Genomic DNA, 22,364 nt, shown 5'->3' on the forward strand with positions numbered 1-22,364 from the left:
AAAAATCAAAAAGATAAGGATAAACTATGGCACTTTGGGGTGGACGTTTTACACAAGCCGCGGATAAACGTTTTAAAGATTTTAATGATTCATTACGTTTTGACTATCGCCTTGCCGAACAAGATATTGAAGGTTCAATTGGTTGGTCAAAAGCCTTGGTCAGTGTTGGCGTATTAAGCCAGCAAGAGCAACAACAATTAGAACAAGCATTAAATGCGCTTTTAATTGAAGTGCGGTCAAATTTACAGGGTATTTTGCAAGATGATGCGGAAGATATCCACAGTTGGGTAGAAAGTAAGCTGATCAATAAAGTTGGGAATTTAGGTAAAAAATTACACACTGGGCGTAGCCGTAATGATCAAGTGGCATTAGATATAAAAATGTGGTGTAAGCAACGTGTTACGGAGCTGCAATATTCTATTCGTGCCTTGCAAACTAAATTAGTGGATACCGCAGAAAACAATCAACACGCAGTAATGCCGGGTTATACCCATTTACAACGCGCTCAACCGATTACCTTTGCACATTGGTGTATGGCTTATGTGGAAATGTTAGAACGTGATTATTCTCGCTTATCTGATGCTTACCAACGAATGAATACTTGCCCACTTGGTAGTGGCGCATTGGCGGGAACAGCCTATGCCATAGATCGTGAAAAATTAGCACAGGATCTTGGCTTTGCAAGTGCTACTCGTAATAGCCTAGACAGTGTGTCTGATCGTGATCATATTATCGAATTACTTTCGACTGCTTCGTTAAGTATGGCTCATCTTTCTCGTTTTGCCGAAGATATGATTATCTTCAATAGCGGTGAAGCAGATTTTGTTGAACTTTCTGATCGCGTTACTTCAGGTTCTTCATTAATGCCGCAAAAGAAAAACCCCGACGCCTGTGAATTAATCCGTGGAAAAGCAGGGCGCGTGATGGGATCTTTAACAGGAATGTTAATGACCCTAAAAGGCTTGCCGCTTGCCTATAACAAAGATATGCAAGAAGACAAAGAAGGCATTTTTGATGCGTTAGATACTTGGCAAGATTGCTTAGATATGGCGACCTTTGTATTAGATGACATTAAAGTCAATGTTGAACGTACACGTGAGGCGGCATTGAAAGGCTATTCTAATGCCACAGAATTAGCGGATTATCTGGTTGCTAAAGGCGTACCATTCCGTGATTCTCACCATATTGTTGGAGAAACCGTGGTTTATGCAATTAGTGCTCACAAAGGTTTAGAAGATCTGAGCTTGGCAGAATTCCGTCAATTCAGTGATGTGATCAGCGATGATGTGTATGACATCCTCTCGTTACAATCTTGCCTTGATAAACGTTGTGCTAAAGGTGGGGTATCCCCATTGCGTGTTGCCGAAGCCATTGCAGAGGCAAAAGCGCGGTTGAAATAATCGGGATTTTTAGTAAAAGGGCAAAGCAAACGTTGCCCTTTATTTTTGGCGATAATTTAAGAAATGGGTTTTCTTCTGCTTAAATAAAATTCCGCCAGTGCTAAATCTTCTGGGCGAGTGATTTTGAGATTATCACTTCTGCCTGCTACAAGATGAGGCTGAAAGCCCATTAATTCCATCGCAGAGGCTTCATCAGTAATAGAGAGATGATTGGCTAAAGCTTGTTGCAAGGCGTGTTTAAGGGTTTGAGCTGGAAAAAATTGAGGCGTTTGCGCAAGCCAAAGTTGTGAGCGATCTTCCGTTTGTTGAATTTGTAAGGTTGAATTTGTGCGTTTGATCGTATCCACGGCAGGAATCGCTAAAATTGCCCCATTGTTATCATTGATTTGTAATAATTTATCCAGATCTTGATGGGTAAGACAAGGACGTGCCGCATCGTGTACCATAACCCAAGTGTTTGCTTTGCTTTCAATGTGTTGCAAACCATTTAGTACCGACTCTGCGCGTGTTTTTCCTCCCTCAACAAGCTGAATTTTTGAATGATTGAGTAAATCAATTTCCGCTAAATACGGATCACTTGGGGTTACCGCAACGATAATGTGGTTAATTGCAGGGTAGTGAATTAATACATCAAGCGTATGCTCGAGAATCGTTTTTCCCTGAATGGTTAAATATTGCTTTGGTTTATCTGCCTGCATACGGCTGCCGATCCCTGCAGCAGGGACAACAGCGATAATTTCACGTGGTAATGATTTCATCATTTATGCTCTTTTACTATACGATAAAAGGTTTCATTATGTTTTACCATTTCGTGTTGTAATCTGGCACGCTCTTCAATGGCATCCACGCCTTCTTTGAGATCTTTAATTTCGGCCGCAATCGCTTGGTTACGTTGGGATAGTTTTTCATTTTCTTGTTGGCGCAAGGTAATTTCTTTTTCTGTATTTTTATAATCTACATAGCCGTTTTTTCCAAACCAAAAATCGTATTGAAAAAGTAAGGCAAACCCCGCCAAAATAAAAATTAATAAACGCATAATTTTTCTCGTTAAGTAAAAATAGCCATAGTTTACCTTGAAATGCGTAAAATTTGTAGAAATGCATAGGATTAAGTGCGGTGTAATTTTTTCAAATTTTATGAAAAAAGCCCCGCAAGTGGGGCCTTGTCTTACATTTATCGGTCTGTGTTATTCAACAACCAGTTTTTTTCCATCATAACTCATTGTTTGAACTGAGGTGAGGGCTTTTCCTCCTTGACCTTCACCACCGATTAATAGCACTTTGTTGTCATAGCTTACACTCACGCCATAACCAATTGGTTCTGGCAAGTTACCAATGATTTTCCAAGTCCCTTTTTTGGCATTGAGTGCATAAACATCACTATGCCACGTTTTTTTCAACCCACCAGTGCGGTGTGCATCGTTGATACCATTTTGATAATTTGCACGTGCGCCCGGGAAGTTTGCCCCACCTGTTACAATATAGTTACCGTAACTGTAGCCCCCCATTGCGCCCGCAATCCCTTCTTGTTGTTTTTGCCCTTTCGGTGTTGGTAAATCACCCAATTTTTTCCAAGTCACTCCATTTTTACCGATCGTACCAAGCTCCGTGGTTTGGGTTCGCAATCCTGCTTTTACTTCTCCGTTTACAACAAGAAGTTTGTTATCCTTAATTGCCACCGCAGCTCCTGCTCGTCCTGAGTAGGGGAAAATGCCTTCATTACGCCACGTGTTAGTAGCTGGCTCATAGCTGACAATTTCTGGTGAGAAGAAGAAATCTTGTACGCGTAAATTGAAATAAGGATCAAAAATGGCTTTTTCTTTGTCTTTATCGCCACCTGCGGCAGCAATATCTTGGAAAAGCCCATTCCAAATTTCTTGGTTAATGCCACCGACAAAATAAATTTTACCGTTAGTTTCAGCAACACTTGCCCCTACGGCAGAGCGTGGGGAACGGGTTTGCAATTTTGTCCACGAGTTTGTTTCTGGATCATAGCGATAAGCATCATTAATCACTTGATTTTTTGCTACATCCGTATCTTGAAAACCGCCAAATACATAGAGCTTGCCCTCTACGCCCGCAGAAACGGGTTGATTACGTTTTCCACCGGGGAAAGCAGGTAATTCTTGCCATTTAGCATCTTTCTCTTTTAGGTTAAGAGAATAAAATTTATCTCCCCCTGTTCCTAAACCAACATAAACGGTATCGCCAATTAATGCCCCTGTTCCGCTTTTAATCCCGACTGGCAAATCAGGATATTGGCTTGCTTGTGCAGCAAAAGCTGTCATTGCAATTGCTGCAAATAATGCACTGTGTAATGCTGTTTTTTTCATATTGACCTCTTGTCGTTAAGGTTATTGCTTAAAGTGAGCAAGCAAACCGCTTATTTAGCTAACTCAGAGATTTCTTTTACAGCTTGTTTTCCAACTTCACCATTCTTTTTCAAATATTCATCATAGTACGGTTGTAATGCCGCTTTGAAGGGGGCAAGATCGGGTTGTGTGACCGTTACGCCTTTTTCTTTGAAGAAAGCAATTAATTCATTTTCACCGTCCACAAATAATTTAGTGTGATAATCGGCTGCTTTAAGTGCGGCTTCTTTTACTACCGCTTTTAAATCATCAGGTAATTCATCAAGGGTTTCATTACTGATAACGTAAAGTTGATCGTTTAAAATGTGGTTAGTTAATGCTAAGTATTTTTGCACTTCATAGAATTTTTGCGCTTGAATGGTTGGTAATGGGTTTTCTTGCCCATCTACCGCATTAGTTTGTAACGCAAGATACACCTCAGAGAACGCCATTGGTGTTGGCGTTGCACCGACATATTTAGCGAAAGCAAGGTTCGTTGCGGCATTTGGCACGCGCAGTTTTAAGCCTTTCATATCTGCAATGCTATTAATTGGGCGGTTTGACGTGGTTTGACGCGTACCGTTATAACCGATAGAAAGTACACTTACGCCTAATTCTTTATTAATTTTAGCGAATAAGTTTTTACCAAAGTTGGTTTCTAACACCGCTTTTTTCGCCACATCAAAGTTTTTCAACATATAAGGCAGTGCGAATACCTCTGCTTCTGGGTAGAAAATTTGGAAACGTGCAGATTCTGCGAGCGTGAAGTCTAATGCGCCATCTTTAAGTTGCTTAAGCATCACACGGTCATCACCAAGTTGAGCGCTTGGGAAAATTGCTACTTCAATTTTACCTTGAGATTTGTCTTTTACTTCTTTCGCAAAGAACTCAACCGCTTTGTATTCATTGGAGCTTGTACCAGCAACCATACCAAATTTTAGGTTATAGTCTGCGGCAAACACCGAAGTAGATAGACCTAAACATAATGTAGCAAGAGCAAGTTTATTTAATTTCATTGCAATTCTCCTTTCATTGATTTGCAGAGTAGAACATTTCAATCTAAATGGTTAGGGCGTATTCTCTTTGGGGATACGACGAGACCAAATAACGGAGGGAACGACCTAATGGCTATATAATAAATGAAGTAATATTTCATTACTGAGAGCTATATCACAAAATTGAAAAAAGATTAAAAAAACTTTTTAACCGCTTTTATCTTGAATTCACTTAAGTTTAAATGTGTTGGAATATGTTGGGGTATGAAATGATACTCCATTTTTTTGCAAAAAGATTTTTTAGAAATTAATGTGCGGTGGTTTTTTAAGACATTTTTTGTGATAAAAAAGCGGGTGAATTTTCACCCGCACTTTGCTTTTTCCTTTCTGTTATGGCATTAACAGATTTGGAATAAAGGTGATAATTTGTGGGAAGATGGTGATAAGCACCAAGGTGGTAAACACGGGGATTAAGAATGGTAATACCCCTTTGGTTACCGTACTCACTGGCATATTACCCACACGAGCGACCACGAATAATGCCATTCCCATTGGCGGCGTTAAAATCCCCACCATCATATTTAATGTGGTCATTACCCCAAAGAACACGAGATCAATACCAAAATGTACGGCAATTGGAATGAGCATTGGTAGCACTAAGAATTGCAGTGCAAGGGCATCAATAAACATTCCCAAGAATAATAGTAGCAAGTTGATCATAATTAGCACCATTGTTGGTGTGTCTGCCACTGCCATAAAGAGATCGGCAATACGCATTGCCACTTGTTCACGGGCGATCATATCGCCAAAGAAAGTTACCGTCATTACCATTAAGGCAGTCACCCCTGTGATTGCCATTGCTTCAACGCAACTTTTGAACACCATTTTTAATGTGAGTTCACGGTAAACAAACATTCCAATAATAATGGAGTAGGCAGCGGCGATCACCGCAGCTTCTGTTGGTGTGAATAAGCCAGAGAAAATACCGCCAATAATGAGAATGGGGGTTAAGATCGCCCAAATCGCTTTTTTGAATGCTTCACAACGTTGTTGCAATGAGGCTTTTGGCGTTCTCGGATAATGGCGTTTTTTCGCAATGGCATAGTTCATCGCCATTAATGCAATGGTTAGTAACACACCGGGTACGAAGCCTGCTACAAAGAGTTTAGCAATAGATTCATTGGCGATGACGCCATAAATAATCATCGCAATACTTGGTGGCACGAGAGGCCCAATAATACAAGATGCTGCGGTGATCCCACCACAAATATCATCGTCATAACCTGCATCACGCATTGCTTTAATTTCAAGCTGACCTAATCCCCCAGCATCGGCAAGTGCTGAACCTGACATTCCAGAGAAAATTAAACTTGCGCCGATATTTACGTGTCCCATACCGCCAGAATAATGCCCTAGCAAGGCTTTCGCAAAGTTAAAAATTCGCTCGGTAATTCCCCCTGTATTCATCAAAATTCCCGTTAGGATAAAGAAGGGGACAGAAAGCAGTGGGAAGCTGTTTAGGCTATCGACTAATTTTGAGGAGGCAGAATTAACGACATTCCAGCGCGTCATTGCAAAATATAAAATGGTAACAATAAACAACGACCAACCCACAGGTGTACCAAGAAACATAATGACAAGCCACACAATCAAGCAGACATACACGGCATTGCTGCCTAGCTTGATATAGTTACTAATGCGTAAGGCTTTAAACCATTCTGGGTGGGTCATTAGAATGACAAACAGGATCAAAGCAAGAATAATATACAAAGTGGCAGGCAAATAGCTAAGTTGATTTTTGTAATTCTCGCTTTGCGCTTGCAGAAAGCGGATAAACACTAACATTGAAATGAATGGCAAGGGCGCATAAAGCCATTTTTCCGAAATCTGCAAGGAAACAATTTCAAAACTGGCATCTAAAAAGACTTTAAAACCTAAATAGATAAATAAGAAAATACAAGCAAAAATAATTAGTTGAACAAATGAGTTTATTGCTTTTCGTGCTTTCTCTGGCATTAAATTGGTGAGAAAGTCGATATAAACGTGCTGTTGCGCACGCGTTGCCATACTAATGCCAAACATAGCAACATAAACAAAGAGTAAACGCGCCAGTTCCTCACTCCAAATAAATGGAGAATCAAACACTTGGCGGGCGATGATTTGGGCAAGAAGAATGATAAAAATGGTGAGGAATAAAACACCCCCCACCCATTCTTCTAATTTATTGAAATATTTCATAGGAACTCCAAAGATGTCCAACTAAACATTGTGATATTTGTCTATAATGAAATGTGAAACGGATTTGCTTTGTAATGCTTTCGTTCTCAAGTTTTAATGAAGTAATATTTCAAGATAATCCTGATTTTTGTTTAAGATGAGAACAACATCATTTTTAGCAAAAACTGTCTTTCCCTTTTAAAATACAAGGCTAATGGCTTTTTTTCAAATTGTTTTATGAAATTTTACTCCAGTTTGAGATCTAGATCTCACTTTTGAACTATTTTTCTTGTATTTTATTTTCAGAGGTCTATCCTAGCACCCAGCGAAAATTAACTTCCTTTCTTAAAAATATCTTGGAGTTTCTATGTCAAAATTATCACATCAAGATGTGCTAGATCAGATTCGCTACGGGCTTATTGCCTCTTGTCAACCCGTTGATGATGGTCCTATGGATAAGCCTGAAATTGTGGCTGCAATGGCACAAGCTTCTGTACAAGGCGGTGCAGCGGGATTGCGAATTGAAGGAATCGAAAATCTAAAAGCAACTCGTCCCGTGGTGGATAAGCCCATTATCGGGATTGTAAAACGCGATTTGCCTGATAGCCCTGTGCGAATCACCCCGTTTTTGCAAGATATTGAAGATCTGGCTCTGGCGGGCGCTGACATTATTGCGGTGGATGGCACATTGCGTTCTCGTCCCGTAGCGCTTGAAAGTGCGGTGAAAAAAATTAAAGAATTAGGCTGTTTGGCGATGGCGGATTGCTCGAACTTGGAAGAAGGATTATATTGCCAGCGATTAGGCTTTGATATTGTGGGCAGCACAATGTCGGGTTATACCGGTGGCGAAGTCCCTGATGAGCCAGATTATCAACTGGTGAAAGATCTCAAGGCAGCAGGTTGTTATGTGATGGCAGAAGGGCGTTATAACAGCCCCGAATTGGCGAAAAAAGCCATTGAAATAGGGGCGGATGTGGTAACCGTAGGATCGGCGCTCACGCGTTTAGAACATATTGTGAGTTGGTTTGCCAGTGCGGTGAAATCAGCAAAACCCTAACCAGAACAAGGACGGTATATGCGTTGTTTGGCATTAGACATTGGTGGCACAAAAATTGCGGCCGCATTGGTGGAAAATGGCGTCATTTCCCAGCGCCAGCAAATTAGCACCCCGCAAGATCAGTCTGCACAAGGAATGACACAGGCGTTAAAAACATTAGTTACCCAGTATGCTGGGCAGTTTGATGTGGTGGCAGTGGCATCCACAGGGATTATTAATCGTGGTGTACTGACCGCACTTAACCCGAAAAATTTAGGGGGATTAGCGAATTTTCCATTGAAAGATTGCATTGCGCGTTATACTGACAAGCCGATCGGATTACTGAACGATGTACAAGCGGCGGTATGTGCTGAATACCAATTACAAGATCAGGCTCAAAATAAAAGTGCGGTGCAAAATTTCTTATTTATTACCGTCTCCACTGGTGTCGGCGGTGGAATTATTCTAAATGGCGAATTAACCACTGGTGTGAATGGCATTGCAGGGCATATTGGGCATAGCCTTGCTGATCCTAATGGGCCAATGTGCGGTTGTGGGCGTCAAGGCTGCGTGGAGGCCATTGCTTCTGGACGAGCCATTGAAGCAGTTGCCTCTCAATGGACGGAACCTTGTTCTCCCAAAGAAGTGTTTGAACGCTTTAGAAAAAATGACGAAAAAGCCACCGCACTTGTGCAGCGTTCCGCACAAGCGATTGCCAATTTAATTGCCGATATGGTGATTAGCCTAGACATTCAAAAAGTGGTGTTGGGGGGGAGTGTCGGCTTGGCGGAAGGCTATTTACCCTTAGTTCAACAATATTTACAGGCAATGCCCGCTTTTTATCAATGCCCTGTCGAACCCGCGAGATCGGGAGCTGATGCTGGTTTATTAGGGGCGGCTTATTGGCTTACTCAACAATATAAAGAATAAAATGAGGAGAATACAATGATTTTAGGTGATTTAACCCGTGATGACTTTGCCAGAGGTTTACCAATGGTGCTGGCAGAAATTTGTCATCAATTAAGACGAATGGATCTGGCAAAATTAACGATTGGACGCCACGATCTTACAGATCAAATTTATATGAATGTGATGGAATTTGACACCACACCAAGCGACAGTAAACAAGCAGAACTTCATCATAAATACATTGATATTCAACTGCTAATCAGCGGTAATGAAGTGATTGAATATGGCGTCAATGAGCCTGATCTGAGTACTTATAATGAGTATAACGAGGCAGATGATTATCAACTCACGCCTGATATTCCAAATAAAAGTGCGGTGCATTTATTGCCAAAAATGTTTGCCGTATTTTTCCCTTATGAACCTCATAAACCCGGGTGTATTGCAGGGGAGAATGCGCAATTTATTAAAAAATTAGTGGTAAAAGTACCAGTGGCGTTAGTGAGTTAAACAAACACAGGGAGAAGTTTTATGGTTGCAACAAGTGGGAATATTCTGGATACCATTGGGGCGTTGTATAACAGCCTGACAAAAACGGAGAAGAAAATTGCGACTACGATCTTATCTTCTCCACATTTGTTAAGCCAATTTTCATTAGCAGAAATTTCACAACAGTTTGATGTGGGCGAGGCGACCTTTATTCGTTTTTGTCGAACTCTCGGCTTCAAAGGGTTTACAGACTTCAAATTACAGCTTTCTATTGAATTGGCAACTAAAGAAAAACAGCCAAATTCGTTGTTAGAAAGCGATATTAGCAAAAATGATGATACGCAAAGCATCGCCGAAAAATTGCATAATTCTATTAATAATGTGATTAAAGAAACCATTAATTTACTTGATGTTAAGCAACTAGAACAAGTAGTGTTGGCAATGCGACAAGCAAAACGCGTGTTTCTATTTGGTGTTGGCTCTTCAGGACTTACTGCGGAAGATACAAAACATAAGTTAATGCGTATTGGTTTACAGGTTGATGCCATTAGTAATAATCATTTTATGTATATGCAAGCGGCTTTAATGAATAAAGAGGATGTAGTCATTGGCATTAGCCATTCAGGTTATTCCAAAGAAACCACACAATCATTGAGTATTGCGAAAAAAAATGGGGCAACCACCGTCGCATTAACCCACAATTTACGCTCACCGATTACGCAAGTTGCCGATTATGTCCTCATTAACGGGCATAGACAGGGGCAGCTACAAGGAGATTCTATCGGAACAAAAATTGCACAACTCTTTGTGTTAGATTTAATTTATGCCTTGATCGTGCAAGCCGAAGAAGAAAATGCAACAGAAATGAAGCAAAAAACCGTGAATGTGATTTTAGAACAGCGGATCAAATAAATCAGTTTAGGAGAAACCAATGAAAAATTTAAAAGGCATTTTTAGCGCGTTGCTTGTGTCTTATAACGAAGACGGCTCAATCAATGAAAAAGGGTTGCGTGAAATTATTCGCCATAACATTGATAAAATGAAAGTCGATGGCTTGTATGTGGGCGGTAGCACAGGGGAAAACTTTATGATTTCCACCGCTGAGAAAAAGGAAATTTTCCGCATTGCCAAAGATGAGGCAAAAGACCAAGTGGCATTGATTGCTCAAGTAGGCAGCGTGAATTTACACGAAGCCGTAGAATTAGGTAAATATGCCACCGAACTTGGTTATGACTGTTTATCTGCGGTAACCCCGTTCTATTACAAATTTAGCTTTGCGGAAATCAAACATTATTACGATACCATTATTGCGGAAACGGGCAATAATATGATCGTTTATTCTATTCCATTCTTGACGGGGGTAAACATTGGCGTGGAACAATTTGGGGAACTTTACAAAAATCCAAAAGTATTAGGGGTGAAATTCACCGCAGGTGATTTCTATCTCTTAGAACGCTTGAAAAAAGCCTATCCTGATCATCTTATCTGGGCAGGCTTTGATGAAATGATGTTACCTGCCGCTGCTCTTGGCGTGGATGGTGCAATTGGTAGTACATTTAATGTAAACGGTATCCGAGCAAGACAAATTTTTGAATTAACTCAAGCTGGCAAACTTGCCGAAGCACGTGAAATTCAACAAATTACCAATGATCTGATTGAAGGTATTTTAGCAAATGGCTTATACCTCACCATTAAAGAATTACTTAAATTGGAAGGCGTGGATGCAGGTTATTGTCGCGAACCAATGACAGCCAAAGCCACTGAACAACAAATTGCTGTGGCAAAAGCATTGAAAGCGAAGTTTTTATCATAATTTTCTATTCAAGAAAAAAGAGCGGAAAATCTCCGCTCTTTTTAGTCATCAATGATTTTGGCTAGCATTTCTCGCCTTTTTTCTTTGTGTTTAGCGTATTACCCAAAATAAAGTGCGGTGTAAATTTTACGCATTTTTATAGCAGTAGCGTCGCGCCCCACTTAATAATATCAAAGAAGAATTTATTATCATTAGTGGCAACGCCGTTGCTTGCTTTGCTATCTTCTTCTTTGTTGACTTCTGCCATACCGCTTTTATATTGCCCTTTTACAACCGCTAAATCATCGTGTGCTTTAAGACGTAACACATTGCATTCAGCTTGAGTTAAAGGTTCAAACTCAGTTTGTTTGAATTTTTTGAACTGATATTGCGCATAACCCATTGCTTTTTCATCATCTTGAATGATTTTAAGATAATCTTCACCGATGATATTTTCTAACGGATAGAAGAACACATATTGCGCGTGGATATAAGCATCTTCTTTACTAAAATGGGTTTGTTGAATGCGAGTTAAATTCGGGTAAATACATTGTTCTGCTTGGCGACTTGCGGCAACCCAGCGTTGTGCATCTTTATCCGATAATACATAATCTGCCCCAGCAAATTGGGCTGGAATAGGCGTTGTGGCGGTATGCCAAGTGCAAGCCGTCATCAAGCTGATAAAAAGGGTGAAGACTGATTTTTTCATTGTTAGCCTGCTAAACGTTGTCGTGCAATTTCAAATAAACAAACGCCCGTCGCAACGGAAACATTCAAGGACGAAACCGATCCCGCCATTGGAATACTCACCAATTGATCGCAGGTTTCACGGGTTAAGCGACGCATTCCGTCCCCCTCTGCGCCCATCACCAAAGCCAGTGACCCCGTCAGTTTTGTTTGATACAAGGTTTCCGTTGCCTCACCTGCCGTGCCAATCACCCACATATTATAATTTTGTTGTAATTCTCTTAGTGTACGAGCGAGATTAGTAACACGAATAAGGGGAACAACTTCCGCAGCACCACAAGCCACTTTGCGTGCCGTAGCATTAAGCTGGGCAGATTTATCTTTTGGTACGATCACGGCACATACACCAGCCGCATCGGCTGTTCGCAAGCAGGCGCCGAGATTATGCGGATCGGTAACCCCATCTAACACCAAGACAAGCGGCGTTCGTTGATCACGTAAAATGCGATCGAGATCATTTTCATTTAATTCTTTTGTAGGTTGTACACGCGCGATGATCCCTTGATGCACTTCACCATTCGCTTTTTTATCAAGGGTTTCACGGTTAAGAAATTGAACAGAAATACCAAGCTCATAAAGCGCATTGAGAACGGGCTGCAAGCGTTTATCTTCACGTCCTTTTAGCACATAAACTTCAATAAGTCGTTCAGGAGCATTTGCCAAAAAAGCATTAACTGCGTGGATTCCATAAATATTTTCAGACATTGTTATCCTTTACATTGATAGATAAAATAAGGCGGAATTATACGCTTGTTTGTCTTCCTTCCGCCAGTTTTTCGCAAACTCATTTTTACTGAGTGCGGGGCGATTTACGTTTATTTTTCTTGGCAGAAATGGCTGATTTTTTCACCGCACTTTGATTTTTCGATTTTTTCGCCGATTTCTCTTTTTGCTTTTTCGCACTTTCTGCATAACGAAAGCCTTTTTTCGCTTTATCTTTGGCTGTTTTTCCTTCTCGTCGAGGTTTACGTTCAGTGCTAATGAGTGAGAAATCCACCTGTCGTTGTTCAAGGCTAACCGCCTCTACACGAATATTAACCTTATCGCCTAGGCGGTAAATTCGCCCACTGTTTTCGCCGATTAATTGCTGGCGATTTACATCAAATTGGTAATAATCATTATCTAAGGTTGAAATATGCACAAGCCCATCAATGAATAACTCATCTAAACGCACAAATAAGCCAAAGCCGGTTACCGCAGAAATCACGCCACTAAATGCTTCGCCAACGTGATCTTGCATATATTCACATTTGAGCCAATCTGCCACTTCTCTGGTTGCATCATCGGCACGGCGTTCAGTCATTGAACAATGTTCACCTAGGTTATCCATTTCATCAAGTGCATAATGATAACCACCAGAATCCGTGGTTTTACGTTTTGAACCTTGTAATTTAGCCAGTAAATATTTGATTCCACGATGTAAGGTTAAATCCGGATAGCGGCGAATTGGCGAGGTGAAATGCGCATATTGCGTCAAGGCTAAGCCAAAATGCCCAATATTATCAGGGGAATAAATGGCTTGGCTCAAGGATCGTAGTAACATAGTTTGGATAAGTTCGTGGTCGGGGCGTTCTTTCACTTGCACGAGCAATTTGGCATAATCTTCTGTTGTCGGTTTTGCTCCACCACCCAAACTTAATCCTTGTTCGGCTAGATAAGCACGGAAAGCACTCAGCTTTTCTTCACTCGGACCAGCATGAATACGATATAATGCGGGTTCATTATGCGTTTCCATAAAATTTGCTGCGGCGATATTAGCTAAAATCATACATTCTTCGATGATTTTATGGGCATCATTACGTACTACGGGTTCAATGCGCTCAATGCGTCCCATTTCATTGAAAATAAATTTACTTTCTATCGTGTCAAAATCAATCGCACCGCGTTGCTGACGGGCTTTTACTAAGGCTTGATACAAATGGTGCAATTCTTGCAAATGAGGAACAAGAGGTTCATAACGCTGTTGTAATTCTTCATCACCGTCTAAAATACGCGCAACTTTAGTGTAGGTTAAACGAGCGTGAGAATTCATCACCGCTTCGTAAAAACGATAATCGGTCATTTTTCCTTTAGCAGAAATAGACAGTTCACACACCATACATAGACGATCAACTTGTGGATTGAGCGAACATAAGCCATTAGATAGGACTTCTGGCAACATTGGCACAACACGATTTGGGAAATACACGGAATTGCCTCGATTATAGGCTTCATTATCTAATGCAGTACGCAGGCGAACATAGTAGCTCACATCCGCAATCGCAACCCAAAGTTTCCAACCGCCTTTTACGTTGCGTTGGCAATACACGGCATCATCAAAATCTCGCGCATCCTCCCCATCAATCGTAACCAAAGGAAGTTGGCGTAAATCAACCCGTCCTTTTTTGGCGGCTTCTGGCACTTCTTCAGTGAATTTTTTGACTTGTTTTTGCACCGCACTTGGGAAAACGTGGGGAATATCGTGATTGCGAATAGCAATTTCGGTTTCCATTCCTTTTGCCATATTTTCGCCTAGTACTTCGATAATCATCCCCACTGGACGGGTGAACATTGCAGTACGTGGTTTGAGTTCAACCACTACAACTTGCCCCATTCGCGCACCGTGGCGATATTCATTAGGGACTAAAATATCATAATTAATACGGCTATCATCGGGGACAACATAGCCAATGCCTTCTTCTAAAAAGAAGCGTCCGACAATATGTTTTTTACGCCCTTCCAATAAACGCACAATACGCACTTCTTGACGTCCTTTACGATCAAAACCGCTTGGCTGGGCAAGAACATAATCGCCGTGCATTACCTGTTTCATCTGTCCATTTGGAATGAATAAATCTTGCTTTACTCCTTCCACTTGTAAAAAACCATAACCTTCTTTATGCCCAATCACCATTCCTTTGATTAAGTCTAATTTTTCTGGCAAGGCATAGCGCTTACGCTTAGTAAAAACAAGTTGCCCTTCGTTTTCCATTGCTCGTAAACGGCGACGCATTGCCTCTTGGCGTTCTTCATCGCGAATAGATAAAACGGAAAATAATTCCTCTTTTGACATTGGCGCATTATGTTCACGAATGATGTTGAGAATAAATTCACGACTTGGTATAGGATTACTGTATTTTTTTAATTCTTGTTGATAATTCGGATCGGAAAGTGCGGTGGTTTTTTTTGTTATTTTTTTAGCCATAATGATTTCCTTATGTGGCATAGATTGCTGTAAGTTTGACATTGCAGGAAAGGGAAAGCAAGGAAAGAATTGGAGATATTTTAGGCAAAGCGATTTTTATTATTTGTATCTATAAGCGAATAACGCGATAACTGACTTTTAAAAACAAAACCCAGCATTAGCTGGGTTTTTTATCTTATAAAAAGCGGTGATTATTCAGCAACTACGATAAGACGTAAGTTTGCGAATACTTCACCGTGAAGTTGGAAGCGTACTTCGTGTTCACCTGTAGTACGGATTAATCCGTTTGGTAAACGAACTTCACTTTTCGCAACTTCAACACCACGAGCTGTGATAGCATCAGCAATATCACGAGTACCGATAGAACCGAATAAACGACCTTCATCACCCGCTTTACTTGCGATAGTTACAGACTCAAGGGCTTCAAGACGCTCTGCGCGATCCATTGCTGCCACAAGTGCTTTTGCTGCTTTTTCTTCTAATTCTGCACGACGTGCTTCAAAATATTCAACGTTAGCTTTGGTTGCCATAACCGCTTTCCCTTGTGGGATTAAGAAGTTACGAGCATAACCAGATTTAACATTAACTTGATCACCAACATTACCAAGGTGAACAACTTTATCTAAAAGAATTACTTGCATTACCGTATTCTCCTTAATTACTGATTATCAGTGTACGGAAGTAACGCTAAGAAACGCGCGCGTTTAATTGCACGAGCTAATTGACGTTGATACTTCGCACGAGTACCGGTAATACGGCTTGGAACAATTTTGCCGCTCTCTGAAATATAGTTCTTTAACGTTGCGATATCTTTGTAATCGATTTCTTGAACGTTTTCCGCTGTAAAGCGGCAGAACTTACGACGACGGAAATAACGTGCCATTTGGCTAGTCTCCTAATCTATAAATTCGATTTGCTCGGCGTGTAATACTAATTGACTTAAACCATTTGATGATCTATGTGAAGTAATAAACCCCACTATCAATAAGTTACTGCCGACCGTAATGCTTTGAGTTTTTGCAATTAATTGATGACCACTAACTTGAACGGCGATTTTACACCAAGCTTGGCGAGGTAATCCTGCTTCTTGCTGTTCGGAACGGTGTTCCAAATAAAAACGACAATGTTCAATTCCGTTAGGGCTTTTGCTTCGCTTAGGAAAGTCGCTGACTTGCCCTATTAATGAGAAGCGATTATCAATTTTTGAATTACTCTTCAGCATCCTCAAAATCGTTGTTTTCAACTTCAGCTAAAGGTTTACGCTCTTCGCGTGCTTTAACCATTGGGGACGCTTCTGTTACGGCGTGCTTAGTACGAATAATTGCGTTACGAAGAACTGCATCATTGTAACGGAATGTTGTTTCTAGCTCGTCGATGACTTCTTGAGGCGCTTCTACATTCATTAGCACATAATGTGCTTTGTGTAATTTGTTAATTGGGTAAGCTAATTGACGGCGACCCCAATCTTCTAAACGATAGATTTGACCGCCCGCTTCTTTAATAGAATTGGTATAGCGCTCAATCATCGCTGGTACTTGTTCGCTTTGGTCCGGATGAACCATAAACACGATTTCGTAGTGACGCATTACTGCTCCTTACGGGTTAATCAGCCTCCGACTGTAAGACCAGCTACCAATCTTGCGGAAGCAAGGAACGAAAATGATGATGTAGCTGTAAGGCGTGCGATTATACAGGATTAATGAAAAAGCACAAGGGAAAATGAAGTTATTTTATGAGGAAATATTAGGCACAAACGGTAAATTTTTTAATGTGGATGAAAATGGTGAATTATCCCAAACAAATTTAGAAAAAAACAACCGCACTTTTTAAAAGCGTAACAGAGATTAACCGTAAAGCTTAAAGATAGCTTATGCAGTGAACGCTATCGTGAACCGAGATGGGTAAATCAAAGTGCGGTGTAATTTTTTAATGTTTAATGGCTAGAACGTAAATAAGTTACATCCACGCATTATTACGAATAATCCCCACGGCAATACCTTCAATCTCAAAACTTTCGGTTTGTGTGAGATCGACAACAATCGGGTCAAATTCTTCATTTTCGGCGTGAAGATAAACCATTGAACCTTTGCGTTCAAGGCGTTTTACAGTAACTTCATCTTCAATTCTTGCGACGATCACTTGCCCATTTCGCACATCTTTGGTGCTATGTACCGCGAGGAGATCGCCGTCTAAAATACCGATATCTTTCATTGATTGACCATACACTTTTAGTAAGAAATCTGCTTGCGGTTTGAACATATTGGCATCAACTTTATAAGTGCCTTCAATATGTTGTTCGGCTAAAATCGGTTCGCCTGCGGCTACGCGTCCGATGAGTGGTAAGCCTTCAGGCTCTTCTTCCGCATTTTCTTCAAGCAGTAACCGAATACCGCGTGACGCACCGGGAATAATTTCAATTACTCCTTTTCTTGCAAGGGCTTTTAGATGCTCTTCCGCCGCATTCGGTGAGCGAAACCCCAATTCACGAGAAATTTCCGCACGGGTGGGCGGCATTCCGGTGGTTTCCAAATGCCGTTTTAATAGGTCATAAACTTCTTGCTGACGGGCTGTGAGGGCTTTCATCATTGTCATATATCTCCCCTGTTTTTATATCCATATTTACTGGTATTATATACAGAAAGAGAATTGTTGCAATCTTCTTTTGTTTTCTCTGTGATATTTGTTTGATTTTTGTTAGATTTGTGCGAAATTTTCGCTTTAATTAATTTATATCAGGCTAAATTGAAAAAAAATGCCAAAAATTTGTGGTAAGATGGCGTAACTTTTTATCTGGATAAATAAATTACGGAATTTATATGGCAAGTATGCTTAATTTATATAGAAAATTATTAGAATTCCCCCTTTCTGTATTAGTTAAAAATAATCCGATTCCTCATCATCCTATTGAAGAATTAGCTTTAAATGTGCAGCAACCTATTGTGTATGTGTTGCCTTACACCTCGCAAACGGATTTAGTGATTTTCCGCAAAAATTGCTTAAATGTTGGCTTGCCTGATCCTTTCGAGAAAAATGAAATTGGCGGTATTTCATTACCTCGTTTTGTATTTTTAGATGAAGGGCGTCGCATTTTTAAATCTAAAGGGGCAAAAAAGGAAACCATCACAATTTTTAATAAATACCTAGAATTACACCGCACTTTTTTGGATCTTGATGTGCAGCTTATTCCTGTTTCGGTATTATGGGGACGTTCACCGGGACACGAAAATAAATCAGGGTTGCCAAATTTACGTTTATTAAATGGTCTTCAAAAATTTGCAGCGGCAATTTGGTTTGGGCGTGATACGTTTGTGCGTTTTTCACAAGCGGTTTCGCTACGTTATATGGTGAATGAACACGGTTCAGATGAAAAAATTGCGGCGAAATTAGCGCGCGTTGCTAAAATTCATTTTTCTAAACAACGTATTTCTGCTACGGGCCCTCGTTTGCCAAATCGCCAAGCGATGTTTAATAAATTGCTACAATCTCCGGCGATTCTCAAAGCTATTGAAGATGAAGCAAAAAGTAAGAAAATGCCCATTGAAAAAGCACAAAAAGAGGCGTATAAAATTTTAGATGAAATTGCTGCAAATGTGAGCTATGAAGGGTTACGTGTAGCAGATCGTTTCTTACGTTGGCTATGGAATAAACTTTACCAAGGGATTGATGTGCAACACGCGGATCGGGTACGCAAGCTGGCACTTGAAGGCCACGAAATTGTTTATGTACCTTGCCACCGTAGCCATATTGACTATTTGTTGCTTTCTTATGTGTTATATCATCAGGGCTTGGTTACACCACATATTGCAGCGGGAATTAACTTAAATTTCTGGCCGGTGGGCGCAATGTTCCGCCGAGGAGGGGCATTTTTTATTCGCCGAACCTTCAAGGGCAATCGCCTCTATTCAACGATTTTCCGTGAGTATTTAGCAGAATTATTCCATCGTGGTTATTCGGTTGAATATTTTATTGAAGGGGGACGTTCGCGCACCGGACGTTTACTTGCCCCTAAAACGGGGATGATGTCGATGACCTTGCAAGCATTACAACAACGCCAAACACGTCCTATTTCTGTCGTGCCTGTTTATGTAGGCTACGAACACGTTTTGGAAGTGGATACGTATGCCAAAGAATTGCGTGGTGCGGCAAAAGAGAAAGAAAATGCAGGGCTTGTGTTACGCGTCATTAAAAAATTGCGTAATTTAGGTAAAGGCTATGTGAATTTTGGTGAGCCAATCGTATTAAGCAGTTATTTGAACCAACATTTTCCAGAATGGAAAGAATTGCATTTAGACGATGAACGTTCTCAATGGTTTAATAAAGCCGTTGATGCGGTGTCAAACCAAGTTATGGTGAATATTAATAATGCCGCCGCAGTCAATGCGATGAATTTAACAGGAACTGCATTGCTATCATCTCGTCAGCGTGCATTAACGCGAAAACAGTTATTAGAGCAGTTAGCAAGTTATCAACAATTTTTACAGAATGTGCCTTATTCTGATGATGTCATTGTACCAAGCGAAACACCAGAAGAAATGCTCGATCACGTTTTAAATTTAGATCGTGTGGGCGTCTTGGTTGAAAAAGATAATTTTGGCGAGATCATTCGTTTAGAGCGTAATTCAGCGGTGTTGATGACTTATTATCGCAATAATATTCAGCATTTATTCGCCTTACCTTCTCTGGTGGCGAGCATTGTGTTGCACTATGGTGCAATGCAAAAAGATCTTGTCCTTGAGGCGGTTGAAAAAATTTATCCGTTCTTGCGTGGTGAATTATTTTTACATTTCAGCGATGGTGAATTAAAAGATTATGTAGAAAATATTATTCAGGAATTGCAACGGCAAAATATTATTCAATGCAATGAGAATTTGCTCGCGATCCACAAACCTCAAGTCAGAATGTTACAGCTTTGGTCATCGGGCGTGAGAGAAATTTTGCAGCGTTATTACATCACGGTAAGCATTCTACAAAATGATCCAACGATTTCTCGAGCCACATTAGAAAAAGAAAGTCAATCTGTGGCACAACGTTTATCTGTGCTGCACGGTATTAATGCTCCAGAGTTTTTTGATAAAGCCGTGTTTTCTGCGTTTGTTGGAAATCTAAAACAATATGGTTATTTTGATGACAACAATCAAGTGAATGCCTCCTTGCTTGATGAACTCAGTGAAATTCTTGCGCAGATGATTTCTGCCGAAGTCAGACTTACAATTAAAAGTGCGGTGGAAAAAAACGAAGAAATTGACTAATGTTTTGATTAAGTATTTTCAAGTGAGCTAAAGAACCTTAGCTAAATCGCGAAGGTTCTTTTTATGTTTTAAATGATAACCCTATCTACTAAAAATCATCTAGGTGAGCGTTGTCAGCAATTTTTTCTTATTTGCCTAGCTCGAGTAACCCGATTACTTAGATAGAGCCAGAAACCTCATAAACAGTGCCTAGAAAAAGTAAAAGAAGCAGATTTTTTACGTCATCATTTCAAAAATAGCTTGCAATAACCTTTCGCGGAACGCGAAAGGTTTTAGAGAAATTTAGGCAATCAAACGGAGCATTTCTTCTGCGTTTGCCAAGGCACTTTCAGTGACTTTGGTTGAGCCAAGCAATTTAGCTAAGGCTTTCACACGTTGTTGCTGGGAAAGCGCGGTCATTTTTGTTTCCGTTTTTCCATCAATGGTTTGTTTTTCGACAGAAAAATGTTGATGCCCACAACAGGCGACTTGTGGTAAGTGGGTAACGCAAATCACTTGGCATTTTTTGCCTAATTTGCGTAATAATTTTCCCACTACGCTTGCGGTTGCACCACTGATGCCCACATCAATTTCATCAAAAATGAGGGTTGAAATCGCGGATTTATCAGAGGTCAGCACTTGTAACACCAAGGCGATACGTGAAAGCTCACCACCCGATGCCACTTTTGCCAATGGTTGAGCGGATTGTCCGAGGTTTGCTTGTAGAATAAATTGCACCTGATCCATACCTTGGGCAGTCAGTTTACTTTCCGCCTGTACCACACTAATAGAGAATTCGGCATTTTCCATTGCCAGTTGTTTAATGCCTTTAGTCACTTGTGCTGAGAGTTTTTCTGCCCCTTTTTGGCGACTTGCACTTAAAGCCTGTGCATTTTCTAACAACTGTGCATAAGCCACTTTTTCTTGTTCAATCAGTGCATCTTCGCTGTCAGCAAAATCTACAAGCTGATGGAGTTCTTGTCTTAAAGATTGATGCAATGCAACCAATTCTTCCGCTTTTACATTGTGTTTACGTGCAAGTTGTAGTGCTTGGCTCATTCGGCTTTCCACTTCCTGTAAACGATACGGATCGGGGTCAATGTTGCAGGATAAATGTTGGATCTCAGAGCTTGCTTCCTGTACTTGGATCAACGCTTCTTGTAACATTGTGAGTGCATCATTGTAGTGCGGATCAAGGCTGTGTAGTTCTTCTAAATTTTGCACCGCACGATAGAGCAAGCTATCTACGTTCAGTTCATCATTCTCACTTAATAAATTTAAGACAGATTGAGAAAGTGCGGTGAGTTCTTCGCTGTTAGCAAGTCGGTTATATTCTTCCTCTAGCTCACTAAATTCATTTTCTTGTAAATTAAATTCATCAAGCTCTTCAACTTGATATTGTAGCAGTTGTTTTTTCGCCTCATTTTCGGCACATTTTTGTTGGAAATTCGCGACTTGTTGTTGCAACGCTTTCCATTGACGATATTGCTTTTGTACCTTGGCAAGCAGATCAGTATGCGCGCAATAGTCATCTAATAAGGTGAGCTGATAGTCATTTTTTAGCAAACGTTGTGAGGAATGTTGCCCATTGACTTGAATTAAATATTGCCCTAGTTCTTTGAGTTGGCTAGCAGAGACAGGAATGCTATTAATAAAGCCTTTGGAACGTCCATCAGCGTTGATTACTCGACGTAAAATACAGTTTTCTGGATTATCTTCATCTTGCAATTCTTGAACTTTAAGCCATTCATCAGCGGGGCTGTTTGGTTCAATCTGGAATGTGGCACAAATATCTGCACGGTTTTGCCCTTCACGTAACATCGCGCTTTCTGTACGTTGTCCTAAGCATACGCCAAGGGCGTCAATGGCAATAGATTTACCCGCACCCGTTTCACCAGTAATGGCAGACATTCCCTGCGCAAATTCAATATCAAGGTGATGAACAATCGCAAAATTATTAATCGTAAGTTGAGTAAGCATAATACACTCCTGTTTAACTGTATATATATCAGTTTATAAC

The 22,364-nt window shown here is 40.5% G+C and carries 21 protein-coding genes; 7 read left to right on the forward strand and 14 right to left on the reverse strand.

Annotated features, from left to right (window positions below; all coding sequences use genetic code 11):
• Nucleotides 1–26 precede the first annotated feature (26 nt).
• Nucleotides 27–1,400 carry an argininosuccinate lyase gene (gene argH, locus L5B90_RS07990; protein ID WP_250363502.1) on the forward strand — a complete coding sequence of 458 codons (1,374 nt, stop codon included), beginning with the start codon at nucleotides 27–29 and terminating at the stop codon, nucleotides 1,398–1,400.
• 56 nt (nucleotides 1,401–1,456) lie between these two features.
• On the opposite strand, the gene ispD is transcribed toward argH, so the two are convergent.
• The 5 genes from ispD to L5B90_RS08015 all read right to left on the reverse strand — a co-directional run bounded on the left by ispD (nucleotide 1,457) and on the right by L5B90_RS08015 (nucleotide 6,983).
• Nucleotides 1,457–2,158, reverse strand: a complete 702-nt coding sequence (ispD, locus tag L5B90_RS07995) for a 2-C-methyl-D-erythritol 4-phosphate cytidylyltransferase (RefSeq protein WP_442778773.1) — start codon at nucleotides 2,156–2,158, stop codon at nucleotides 1,457–1,459.
• Nucleotides 2,158–2,436, reverse strand: coding sequence for a cell division protein FtsB (gene ftsB, locus L5B90_RS08000; RefSeq protein ID WP_250363500.1), 279 nt, complete (start codon nucleotides 2,434–2,436; stop codon nucleotides 2,158–2,160). Before ftsB ends, ispD begins: the two co-directional genes overlap by 1 nt.
• Nucleotides 2,437–2,586: 150 nt before the next feature.
• The gene (locus tag L5B90_RS08005; protein WP_265762610.1) at nucleotides 2,587–3,732 is read right to left on the reverse strand and encodes an N-acetylneuraminate epimerase; all 1,146 of its coding nucleotides are present in this window, start codon (nucleotides 3,730–3,732) and stop codon (nucleotides 2,587–2,589) included.
• 50 nt (nucleotides 3,733–3,782) lie between these two features.
• Nucleotides 3,783–4,766 carry a sialic acid TRAP transporter substrate-binding protein SiaP gene (locus tag L5B90_RS08010; RefSeq protein ID WP_250363498.1) on the reverse strand — a complete coding sequence of 328 codons (984 nt, stop codon included), beginning with the start codon at nucleotides 4,764–4,766 and terminating at the stop codon, nucleotides 3,783–3,785.
• Nucleotides 4,767–5,135: 369 nt separating this feature from the next.
• On the reverse strand, nucleotides 5,136–6,983 hold the full coding sequence (locus tag L5B90_RS08015) for a TRAP transporter large permease subunit (RefSeq protein WP_250363497.1): 1,848 nt from the start codon (nucleotides 6,981–6,983) through the stop codon (nucleotides 5,136–5,138).
• Nucleotides 6,984–7,329: 346 nt separating this feature from the next.
• Between L5B90_RS08015 and L5B90_RS08020 the strand changes: the two genes are divergently transcribed.
• From L5B90_RS08020 to nanA, 5 genes are read left to right on the forward strand one after another with little or no spacing between them, the layout of a single operon-like run.
• Entirely contained in the window at nucleotides 7,330–8,019 is a 690-nt protein-coding gene (locus L5B90_RS08020) for an N-acetylmannosamine-6-phosphate 2-epimerase (protein ID WP_250363496.1), read from the forward strand.
• A gap of 18 nt (nucleotides 8,020–8,037) precedes the next feature.
• Nucleotides 8,038–8,928 (forward strand): N-acetylmannosamine kinase, encoded by an 891-nt coding sequence (locus L5B90_RS08025; RefSeq protein WP_250363495.1) that lies wholly within the window; start codon nucleotides 8,038–8,040, stop codon nucleotides 8,926–8,928.
• Between the two features lie 15 nt (nucleotides 8,929–8,943).
• Nucleotides 8,944–9,414 (forward strand): N-acetylneuraminate anomerase, encoded by a 471-nt coding sequence (gene nanQ / locus L5B90_RS08030; RefSeq protein ID WP_250363494.1) that lies wholly within the window; start codon nucleotides 8,944–8,946, stop codon nucleotides 9,412–9,414.
• Between the two features lie 21 nt (nucleotides 9,415–9,435).
• The gene (locus L5B90_RS08035) at nucleotides 9,436–10,305 is read left to right on the forward strand and encodes a MurR/RpiR family transcriptional regulator (protein WP_250349607.1); all 870 of its coding nucleotides are present in this window, start codon (nucleotides 9,436–9,438) and stop codon (nucleotides 10,303–10,305) included.
• A gap of 19 nt (nucleotides 10,306–10,324) precedes the next feature.
• The gene (gene nanA / locus L5B90_RS08040; RefSeq protein WP_265762611.1) at nucleotides 10,325–11,206 is read left to right on the forward strand and encodes an N-acetylneuraminate lyase; all 882 of its coding nucleotides are present in this window, start codon (nucleotides 10,325–10,327) and stop codon (nucleotides 11,204–11,206) included.
• A gap of 136 nt (nucleotides 11,207–11,342) precedes the next feature.
• On the opposite strand, the gene L5B90_RS08045 is transcribed toward nanA, so the two are convergent.
• The 8 genes from L5B90_RS08045 to lexA all read right to left on the reverse strand — a co-directional run bounded on the left by L5B90_RS08045 (nucleotide 11,343) and on the right by lexA (nucleotide 17,708).
• The gene (locus tag L5B90_RS08045) at nucleotides 11,343–11,858 is read right to left on the reverse strand and encodes a DUF5358 domain-containing protein (RefSeq protein WP_250351650.1); all 516 of its coding nucleotides are present in this window, start codon (nucleotides 11,856–11,858) and stop codon (nucleotides 11,343–11,345) included.
• A gap of 38 nt (nucleotides 11,859–11,896) precedes the next feature.
• The gene (gene rlmB, locus L5B90_RS08050) at nucleotides 11,897–12,637 is read right to left on the reverse strand and encodes a 23S rRNA (guanosine(2251)-2'-O)-methyltransferase RlmB (RefSeq protein ID WP_265762612.1); all 741 of its coding nucleotides are present in this window, start codon (nucleotides 12,635–12,637) and stop codon (nucleotides 11,897–11,899) included.
• 85 nt (nucleotides 12,638–12,722) lie between these two features.
• Nucleotides 12,723–15,116 (reverse strand): ribonuclease R, encoded by a 2,394-nt coding sequence (gene rnr, locus L5B90_RS08055; protein ID WP_265762613.1) that lies wholly within the window; start codon nucleotides 15,114–15,116, stop codon nucleotides 12,723–12,725.
• A 191-nt stretch (nucleotides 15,117–15,307) separates the two neighbouring features.
• Complete coding sequence (rplI, locus tag L5B90_RS08060) at nucleotides 15,308–15,757, reverse strand: 50S ribosomal protein L9 (RefSeq protein ID WP_126371816.1); 450 nt, start codon at nucleotides 15,755–15,757, stop codon at nucleotides 15,308–15,310.
• Nucleotides 15,758–15,774: 17 nt separating this feature from the next.
• On the reverse strand, nucleotides 15,775–15,999 hold the full coding sequence (gene rpsR / locus L5B90_RS08065; protein ID WP_035687245.1) for a 30S ribosomal protein S18: 225 nt from the start codon (nucleotides 15,997–15,999) through the stop codon (nucleotides 15,775–15,777).
• 12 nt (nucleotides 16,000–16,011) lie between these two features.
• Nucleotides 16,012–16,338 (reverse strand): primosomal replication protein N, encoded by a 327-nt coding sequence (gene priB / locus L5B90_RS08070; protein ID WP_265762614.1) that lies wholly within the window; start codon nucleotides 16,336–16,338, stop codon nucleotides 16,012–16,014.
• Entirely contained in the window at nucleotides 16,325–16,702 is a 378-nt protein-coding gene (gene rpsF / locus L5B90_RS08075) for a 30S ribosomal protein S6 (protein WP_265762615.1), read from the reverse strand. The genes priB and rpsF overlap by 14 nt, the downstream gene beginning before the upstream one ends.
• Nucleotides 16,703–17,072: 370 nt before the next feature.
• On the reverse strand, nucleotides 17,073–17,708 hold the full coding sequence (lexA, locus tag L5B90_RS08080; RefSeq protein WP_250363490.1) for a transcriptional repressor LexA: 636 nt from the start codon (nucleotides 17,706–17,708) through the stop codon (nucleotides 17,073–17,075).
• Nucleotides 17,709–17,932: 224 nt separating this feature from the next.
• Between lexA and plsB the strand changes: the two genes are divergently transcribed.
• Complete coding sequence (plsB, locus tag L5B90_RS08085; RefSeq protein ID WP_250349613.1) at nucleotides 17,933–20,365, forward strand: glycerol-3-phosphate 1-O-acyltransferase PlsB; 2,433 nt, start codon at nucleotides 17,933–17,935, stop codon at nucleotides 20,363–20,365.
• Nucleotides 20,366–20,647: 282 nt separating this feature from the next.
• On the opposite strand, the gene recN is transcribed toward plsB, so the two are convergent.
• On the reverse strand, nucleotides 20,648–22,324 hold the full coding sequence (gene recN, locus L5B90_RS08090; protein WP_250363489.1) for a DNA repair protein RecN: 1,677 nt from the start codon (nucleotides 22,322–22,324) through the stop codon (nucleotides 20,648–20,650).
• Between the last annotated feature and the right edge of the window lie 40 nt (nucleotides 22,325–22,364).

Source organism: Avibacterium sp. 20-129 (assembly GCF_026226845.1).
Classification (GTDB): Bacteria; Pseudomonadota; Gammaproteobacteria; order Enterobacterales; family Pasteurellaceae; genus Avibacterium.

What these genes read in the sequence shown, in the direction of transcription:
- L5B90_RS08005 (WP_265762610.1), bottom strand. Translation starts at nt 3,732, where the DNA reads ATGAAAAAAACAGCATTACACAGTGCATTATTTGCAGCAATTGCAATG.
- rnr (WP_265762613.1), bottom strand. Translation starts at nt 15,116, where the DNA reads ATGGCTAAAAAAATAACAAAAAAAACCACCGCACTTTCCGATCCGAAT.
- plsB (WP_250349613.1), top strand. Translation starts at nt 17,933, where the DNA reads ATGGCAAGTATGCTTAATTTATATAGAAAATTATTAGAATTCCCCCTT.
- L5B90_RS08045 (WP_250351650.1), bottom strand. Translation starts at nt 11,858, where the DNA reads ATGACGGCTTGCACTTGGCATACCGCCACAACGCCTATTCCAGCCCAA.
- ftsB (WP_250363500.1), bottom strand. Translation starts at nt 2,436, where the DNA reads ATGCGTTTATTAATTTTTATTTTGGCGGGGTTTGCCTTACTTTTTCAA.
- L5B90_RS08010 (WP_250363498.1), bottom strand. Translation starts at nt 4,766, where the DNA reads ATGAAATTAAATAAACTTGCTCTTGCTACATTATGTTTAGGTCTATCT.
- recN (WP_250363489.1), bottom strand. Translation starts at nt 22,324, where the DNA reads ATGCTTACTCAACTTACGATTAATAATTTTGCGATTGTTCATCACCTT.
- nanQ (WP_250363494.1), top strand. Translation starts at nt 8,944, where the DNA reads ATGATTTTAGGTGATTTAACCCGTGATGACTTTGCCAGAGGTTTACCA.
- L5B90_RS08025 (WP_250363495.1), top strand. Translation starts at nt 8,038, where the DNA reads ATGCGTTGTTTGGCATTAGACATTGGTGGCACAAAAATTGCGGCCGCA.
- rlmB (WP_265762612.1), bottom strand. Translation starts at nt 12,637, where the DNA reads ATGTCTGAAAATATTTATGGAATCCACGCAGTTAATGCTTTTTTGGCA.
- rplI (WP_126371816.1), bottom strand. Translation starts at nt 15,757, where the DNA reads ATGCAAGTAATTCTTTTAGATAAAGTTGTTCACCTTGGTAATGTTGGT.
- rpsF (WP_265762615.1), bottom strand. Translation starts at nt 16,702, where the DNA reads ATGCGTCACTACGAAATCGTGTTTATGGTTCATCCGGACCAAAGCGAA.
- argH (WP_250363502.1), top strand. Translation starts at nt 27, where the DNA reads ATGGCACTTTGGGGTGGACGTTTTACACAAGCCGCGGATAAACGTTTT.
- priB (WP_265762614.1), bottom strand. Translation starts at nt 16,338, where the DNA reads ATGCTGAAGAGTAATTCAAAAATTGATAATCGCTTCTCATTAATAGGG.
- L5B90_RS08035 (WP_250349607.1), top strand. Translation starts at nt 9,436, where the DNA reads ATGGTTGCAACAAGTGGGAATATTCTGGATACCATTGGGGCGTTGTAT.
- nanA (WP_265762611.1), top strand. Translation starts at nt 10,325, where the DNA reads ATGAAAAATTTAAAAGGCATTTTTAGCGCGTTGCTTGTGTCTTATAAC.
- lexA (WP_250363490.1), bottom strand. Translation starts at nt 17,708, where the DNA reads ATGACAATGATGAAAGCCCTCACAGCCCGTCAGCAAGAAGTTTATGAC.
- ispD (WP_442778773.1), bottom strand. Translation starts at nt 2,158, where the DNA reads ATGAAATCATTACCACGTGAAATTATCGCTGTTGTCCCTGCTGCAGGG.
- L5B90_RS08015 (WP_250363497.1), bottom strand. Translation starts at nt 6,983, where the DNA reads ATGAAATATTTCAATAAATTAGAAGAATGGGTGGGGGGTGTTTTATTC.
- rpsR (WP_035687245.1), bottom strand. Translation starts at nt 15,999, where the DNA reads ATGGCACGTTATTTCCGTCGTCGTAAGTTCTGCCGCTTTACAGCGGAA.
- L5B90_RS08020 (WP_250363496.1), top strand. Translation starts at nt 7,330, where the DNA reads ATGTCAAAATTATCACATCAAGATGTGCTAGATCAGATTCGCTACGGG.